The organism is Micromonospora sp. ATCC 39149, assembly GCF_000158815.1.
In the GTDB taxonomy this organism is placed as follows: Bacteria; Actinomycetota; Actinomycetes; order Mycobacteriales; family Micromonosporaceae; genus Micromonospora.
Window position 1 is genome coordinate 514,249 of the sequence record NZ_GG657738.1, and the last position, 5,276, is coordinate 519,524.

Annotated in this window: 5 protein-coding genes, 1 pseudogene and 1 riboswitch; of the genes and pseudogenes, 2 read left to right on the forward strand and 4 right to left on the reverse strand. The window is 75.1% G+C overall.

Going from position 1 to position 5,276, the window contains the following annotated elements:
• Positions 1-505, reverse strand: a pseudogene (locus tag MCAG_RS02150) (cobaltochelatase subunit CobN); the annotation flags it as partial.
• 360 nt (positions 506-865) lie between these two features.
• A riboswitch (cobalamin riboswitch) is annotated at positions 866-995 on the reverse strand.
• Between the two features lie 263 nt (positions 996-1,258).
• Between MCAG_RS02150 and cpt the strand changes: the two are divergent.
• The gene (cpt, locus tag MCAG_RS02155; protein ID WP_007071350.1) at positions 1,259-1,792 is read left to right on the forward strand and encodes a chloramphenicol phosphotransferase CPT; all 534 of its coding nucleotides are present in this window, start codon (positions 1,259-1,261) and stop codon (positions 1,790-1,792) included.
• Between the two features lie 51 nt (positions 1,793-1,843).
• On the opposite strand, the gene MCAG_RS02160 is transcribed toward cpt, so the two are convergent.
• A complete protein-coding gene (locus MCAG_RS02160; RefSeq protein ID WP_007071351.1) occupies positions 1,844-2,179 on the reverse strand; it encodes a hypothetical protein in 336 nt (111 codons plus the stop codon).
• Between the two features lie 113 nt (positions 2,180-2,292).
• Here MCAG_RS02160 and MCAG_RS02165 point away from each other — a divergent pair, with 113 nt between their 5' ends.
• Entirely contained in the window at positions 2,293-3,039 is a 747-nt protein-coding gene (locus tag MCAG_RS02165) for a hypothetical protein (RefSeq protein WP_007071352.1), read from the forward strand.
• Here MCAG_RS02165 and MCAG_RS02170 read toward each other — a convergent pair.
• Together MCAG_RS02170 and MCAG_RS02175 are read right to left on the reverse strand one after the other, a co-directional pair.
• The gene (locus tag MCAG_RS02170; RefSeq protein WP_050777819.1) at positions 3,030-4,304 is read right to left on the reverse strand and encodes an MFS transporter; all 1,275 of its coding nucleotides are present in this window, start codon (positions 4,302-4,304) and stop codon (positions 3,030-3,032) included. The genes MCAG_RS02165 and MCAG_RS02170 overlap by 10 nt on opposite strands.
• Positions 4,305-4,439: 135 nt before the next feature.
• Complete coding sequence (locus MCAG_RS02175) at positions 4,440-5,108, reverse strand: hypothetical protein (protein ID WP_198141469.1); 669 nt, start codon at positions 5,106-5,108, stop codon at positions 4,440-4,442.
• Between the last annotated feature and the right edge of the window lie 168 nt (positions 5,109-5,276).

Consider the following 5,276-nt stretch of genomic DNA (forward strand, 5'->3'; position numbering starts at 1 on the left):
GAAGTCGGTGTTCCCGGCGAGGCTTGTGCGCCCGGTAGAAGACGATCCCGACGGTGGGGCGTTCGGGCTTGGCGGGCCACTCGCCGTGCACGCCGTACCCGGGGGTGGGCGCGGGCGGGGCGAAGCCCTCGCCGGTGAACAGCACCGTGTCGGAGAGGAACCGGGCCAGCTCGGCGAGGTTGCGGGGTCCACCCTCGACCAGGTACGCCAGGGCCCCGGTGGCCACCCCGGAGGCCACCGTGGACGCGGCCATCAGCTCGGCGTCGGGCACCGACTCGCCGCCGAGCACGACCGTCGGCACCCCGGAACCGAGCACGGCCGCGAGGCCGTCCGGCCACGCCTGCCGGCCGCCGAGCAGCCGTACGACGGCGAGGTCGACGCCGTCGAGCAGCGCCGGCACGGCGTCGGCGGCGACCCGGGTGGGGTTCGCCGGCCGGTAGCCGATGCCGCTGGCCCGGGCGGCGAGTAGATCGGTGTCGGCGGTGGACAGCAGCAGAATGCGCACGTAAGGCTCCGGAGAGTGACACCAGGCGGCGGGCTGGGCCGTCTGCGGGCGGGGTGGGCGCGACTTCGGCGGGTCAGCGGGTAGGGCGGGCCGGTGGCCGGTTCACCGGCGAGGGCCGGCGCGCCGGGGGCGTGGCGTGGCGCGGTACGCGGTGCGCGGGCTCAGGGGCGTGCGGCGCCGGACACGGGCCGGCGACAGTCGGGGCGTGCGGGGGTGTGGCCGGCGGGCGGTGCGGTGCGACGACGGGTCGCGGGCACACTGCCGCGCGCCGGTCGGCGACGATGATCGTCGATGTGCGATACGCCGTGCGTCATCGGGTCCTCCTCGGGTGTCCACGCCCTGGGGTCGTCCCGACGGCCGAAGTATCCTGGCTTCCGGATCGACGCTCACCCCCGGCCTTCCAACCGCAGACACACGGCCGTGACTCACGAGGGGGGATCGCTCCCCGGTGACAGTGGCGGGACCGCGCCGGAATCGCACCGGCTTCCTTCACTGCCGTCAGGCCGCGAATGCTGCCACACCCGACCGCCGCGGGTCAACGCCGGGCGCCCGGCCGCCAGCCGCCCAGGTCAGCATCGACCAGCCGCAATGGGAGCGGAAATCGGGTTCGGTGCCACGTAATGTCGTACGCCGATCGATTCGACTGTTCCGCGTTCCGTTTCCCGAGGGGTCTGCCGCCAGGCTGGTTACGCTGTATCCGATCATCACCCGGGCAGGGCACGATGGCGAATCCTCCGGAAGGAAGCCGATCAGGTGGCGACGCAGTTCATCGTGCTCAACGGGGGCTCCAGCTCGGGCAAGTCGGCGATCGTCCGGTGCCTCAAGCACCTGCTGCCGCACCCGTGGATCAGCTTCGGCGTGGACGACCTGATCGACCGGCTTCCGCCGGCGATGACGTCCGCTCCCTCCGGGCTGGTCTTCGGGGAACAGGGCGAGGTGGTCGTCGGCGAGGACTTCCTCGCGTTGCAGCATGCCTGGCTGGTCGGCATCGCCGCGATGGCGGGCGCCGGAGCACGCATCGTCCTGGACGAGGTCTTCCTCGGCGGCGCGGCTTCCCAGGAACGCACTCGCCGCTACCTGACGAACCTCGAGGTGCTGTGGGTCGGGGTTTGCTGCCCTGTGGACATCGCGGCGGGCCGGGAGATCGCGAGGGGAGATCGCGTGATCGGGATGGCGGCGGCGCAGGCCGAGATCGTGCACGAGGGCGTCCGCTATGACGTCGAGGTCGACACCAGCCGCACCGAGTCGCTTGACTGCGCGCGGGCCATCGCGGCACACGTGATCTGATCACGCCGGGCCACCGCGCCGGATCGGTGGATCGACGCGCCGGAACGGGGATCAGTGCCCCCGGCGCTCCGGGTGTGCCCGGTTCCAGGCCCGCATCCGCTCCGGGTACCCGGTGCGCGCGGCCTCGTACAACGGCACGGCGTGCCGCTGGGCGATCTTCGCGGCGACCCGGGGCGACCCGGTCCGCCGCCGGATCCACTCCCCGTCGTGGGCGATCGCCAGCACCGTGGTGTCGGTGGCGGTGGTCTCCGGTTCCAGGTAGAACTCCACGCCCCAGCGGCTGCGGACGAACGCCTCCAGGGCCGCCAGATCGTCCGGCGTCGCCTCGCGGTCGAGCTTCGTCGGGGTCCCGTCGGTGGCGCGCTGGCGCCGGCTGAACCAGCCCATGCCCGGCTCCTCTCCTCGGCGTACGGACCAGTGAAGCACCCCCGCCTGGCAACCTGCTGAGCGCGGGATAAAAGGATGCTGACCATGGGCCCGCCCGCCCGTACACTCGTCCGGTGGCGGCGTGGCGGACGGTGGCGGCGCGAGACAACGCCGACTGGTGTGATCTGGTCTGCCGGGCCCACGGCCTCGCGGGGGCGTACGACGCCGACGCCTGGTCGGTGCCGCGCCGCTCCCCGCCGTGGTATCCGGACGCCGTGACCCTTCGCCCCGGCGTGGACGCCGCCCGGTTGCTGGCCCGAATCGACACCGGGCCCGGGGCGTCGGTGAAGGACAGCTTCGCCGACCTGGACCTCACCCCGTACGGCTTCCGGGTGCTCTTCTCCGCCGAGTGGATCCACCGGCCGGCCACGGCCGCCCCGGGCGGGGTGGCGCTGGCCCCGGTCGACTCGGCGCGGGGGCTGGCCCGCTGGGCCGCCGCGCACGGCAACGAGGCACTGTCCCGGCCGGCTCTGCTGGCCGACTCCCGGATCACGTTCCTCGCCCGGCACGACGGCGACGGGGCGCTCACCGGGGGCGGCGTGCTCACCGACACCGGCCAGGCCGTCGGGGTGTCCAACATCTTCGCCTCGGACGGGGATCTCGCCGGGGTCTGGCGCGGCGTCGTCGCGGCCTGCCCGGGCCGGCCGCTGGTCGGCTACGAGCCCGGCGGCGGCCTGCCGCCGGCCGAGGACGCGGGCTTCCGGAGCGCCGGGCCGCTGCGCGTCTGGCTGCGGCCCGACGCGCCGGACGCTGCACGTCTGGCTGCGGGCGGCACCGCCGCCGGCACCCTGAACCCCACCGCCGGGGGCAACTATCCGTGAGGACCATGGAGCCGGTCACGTGCACCGGCAGCCGTGACCCTGCCTGACGATTCGCGAAGCACCGGGACCAGCGCGAGGGCGGGCACCAGCAGCAGCGGCACCGCGAGCAGGGCCCGCAGCGTGCCCACGTGGTCACCGAGCAGCCCGAGCAGCGGCGGGCCGCCGAGGAACGCCGTGTAGCCGATCACCCCGACGACGCTGACCCGGGCCGGTGCCCGGTCCTCTTCGTCGGCGGCGGCGCTGAGCCCCACCGGGAAGCCCAGCGACGCGCCCAGCCCCCACAGCGCGACACCGAAGATCGCCACCAGCCCGCCGCCGGCCAGCACGGCGAGGCAGGCGCCCACCCCGGCGAGCAGAGTGGTGCCGAACAGCACCGGCACCCGGCCCCACCGGTCGATCGCCACGGTCCCTGCGGTCCGCCCGACGGTCATGCCGACCACGAACACCCCGAACACGGCGGCGCCGGCCGCCTCGCTGAGCCCGTACCCGTCGACGAAGGCCACCGCGAGCCAGTCGGTGGCGCTGCCCTCGGCGAACGCCATCACCAGCACCAGCAGGCCGATGAGCAGGGTGCGCGGCTCCCGCCAGGCGGCGAGCAGCGCCGCACGTCGGGCTGCGGCCGTCCCCCCACCGGCCGGCGCGTCCCCGGCTTCGGGCAGGAAGGACCGGGCACCGAGCAGCGTACCGACGATCACCACCGCCGCGAGCACGCTCAGGTGCACGGCGACGGGCACCCCGACCCGCGCGGCCCCGGCGCCGAGCCCCGCGCCGGCCACCGAGCCGAGGCTCCAGGCCGCGTGGAACCGGGGCAGGATGGTACGCCCCAGCCGCCGCTCGACGGTCGTACCCTCGATGTTCATCGCCACGTCGCAGGTGCCGGCGCCGTAGCCGAAAACGAACAGGCCGACGGCGGCCCCGGGCAGGAACCCGGCGGTCCCCGCGGACGCCCCGGCGACGGTCATCCCGCCCGCGACCAGCGCGGCGCCGAGAACGACCGCCCTGGCCGCGCCGAGTCGCTGGGTCACCAGACCGGCCGTCGGCATCGCCAGCAGCGCGCCCAGCGACATCGACAGCAACAGCAGGCCGAGCCCTCCGGCGCTGAGGTCCAGCGCCTCACGGACGGCCGGCACCCGGGCGAACCAGGTGGCGAGCGCGAGCCCGTTCAGGGCGAACACGGCCGCTACGCCGTTGCGGGCGGCCAGTACCGGGCGTTGCGCACCGGCCCGGTCACCCGGGCCGGCGGGTGGGTCGTCGGTGCTGCTCATGGCGGCGTCCTCTCGGCTCCGGGGCGTCGACCGCCCATTGGACACCCCGACGCGACAGGACCGATCGCCACCCCCGCCCCTTACCACGATCCGGACGGTGGTTCGTCGGCAGGCGGGCGGCGGGTAGTCGCGGGATCACACCGCCGGCAGTCCCAGCGCCTCGTCGACGCGGCCGAGCACGGCGGCGTCGTCGTCCACGCCCACCCCGCGCAGCAGGTCGATGGCGGTGGCCCGCAACTGGCCCACGATCATCGCCAGCGGCAGGGGCTGCCCGGAGGCGAACAACCTTCCAGCGACCCGGACGGCGTCCAGCGCGGCGGCCTCGGCACGGGCGGCGTGCTCGTCGGCGACGGCGTCGCGGCCGTCGAGGTCAGCGGCGAACGACTCACCGGCGGCGTGTACGGCGCCGGCCAGGCAGCGCACCGCCGCGCCGAGTTCGGCCGGCACGGGGGTCGCCAGCCGGGTGAGGGTCACCCCGGCCCGGGCCAGCACCCGCACGTTGCGCACGGCATAGTCGATCTGCCCGATGGACGCGTCGACCGAGCGCAGCCGGCCCATGTGCCGGCGGCGGCGCACGTGCAGGGTCAGCGCCTCGCCGGCGGCGAGCAGCGCGACGCGCAGCCGCTCCACGGCGGCGTCCATGCCCCGCGCCCGGTCCAGGGCGGCCAGGGCCGCCTGCTCGTCGCCGGCGTCGAGCGCGTCGGCGACCTCCCGCAGCAGCCCGGCGAGCTCCTCGAAGGTCTGCCGGAACTCGGCGACCAGCGGGGCCAGCGGGCGATGGGCGTCGACGAGCTGGCTGGCCACGAGGGCCACCGCCCCGCCGATCAGCGCGTCGACGAACCGGAACGGGATCAGCGACTTCCGTCGGCGGGGCGACCACCACCAGGTAGAGGGCGGACACGGCGGCCTGCACCACGGAGATGCTGCTCGCGCCGATCGCCACGGCCAGCACGATGGTGAGCAGGATGACCG

Coding starts and splice junctions, on each gene's coding strand:
- MCAG_RS02170 (WP_050777819.1), bottom strand. CDS start 4,304: ATGAGCAGCACCGACGACCCACCCGCCGGCCCGGGTGACCGGGCCGGT.
- MCAG_RS02160 (WP_007071351.1), bottom strand. CDS start 2,179: ATGGGCTGGTTCAGCCGGCGCCAGCGCGCCACCGACGGGACCCCGACG.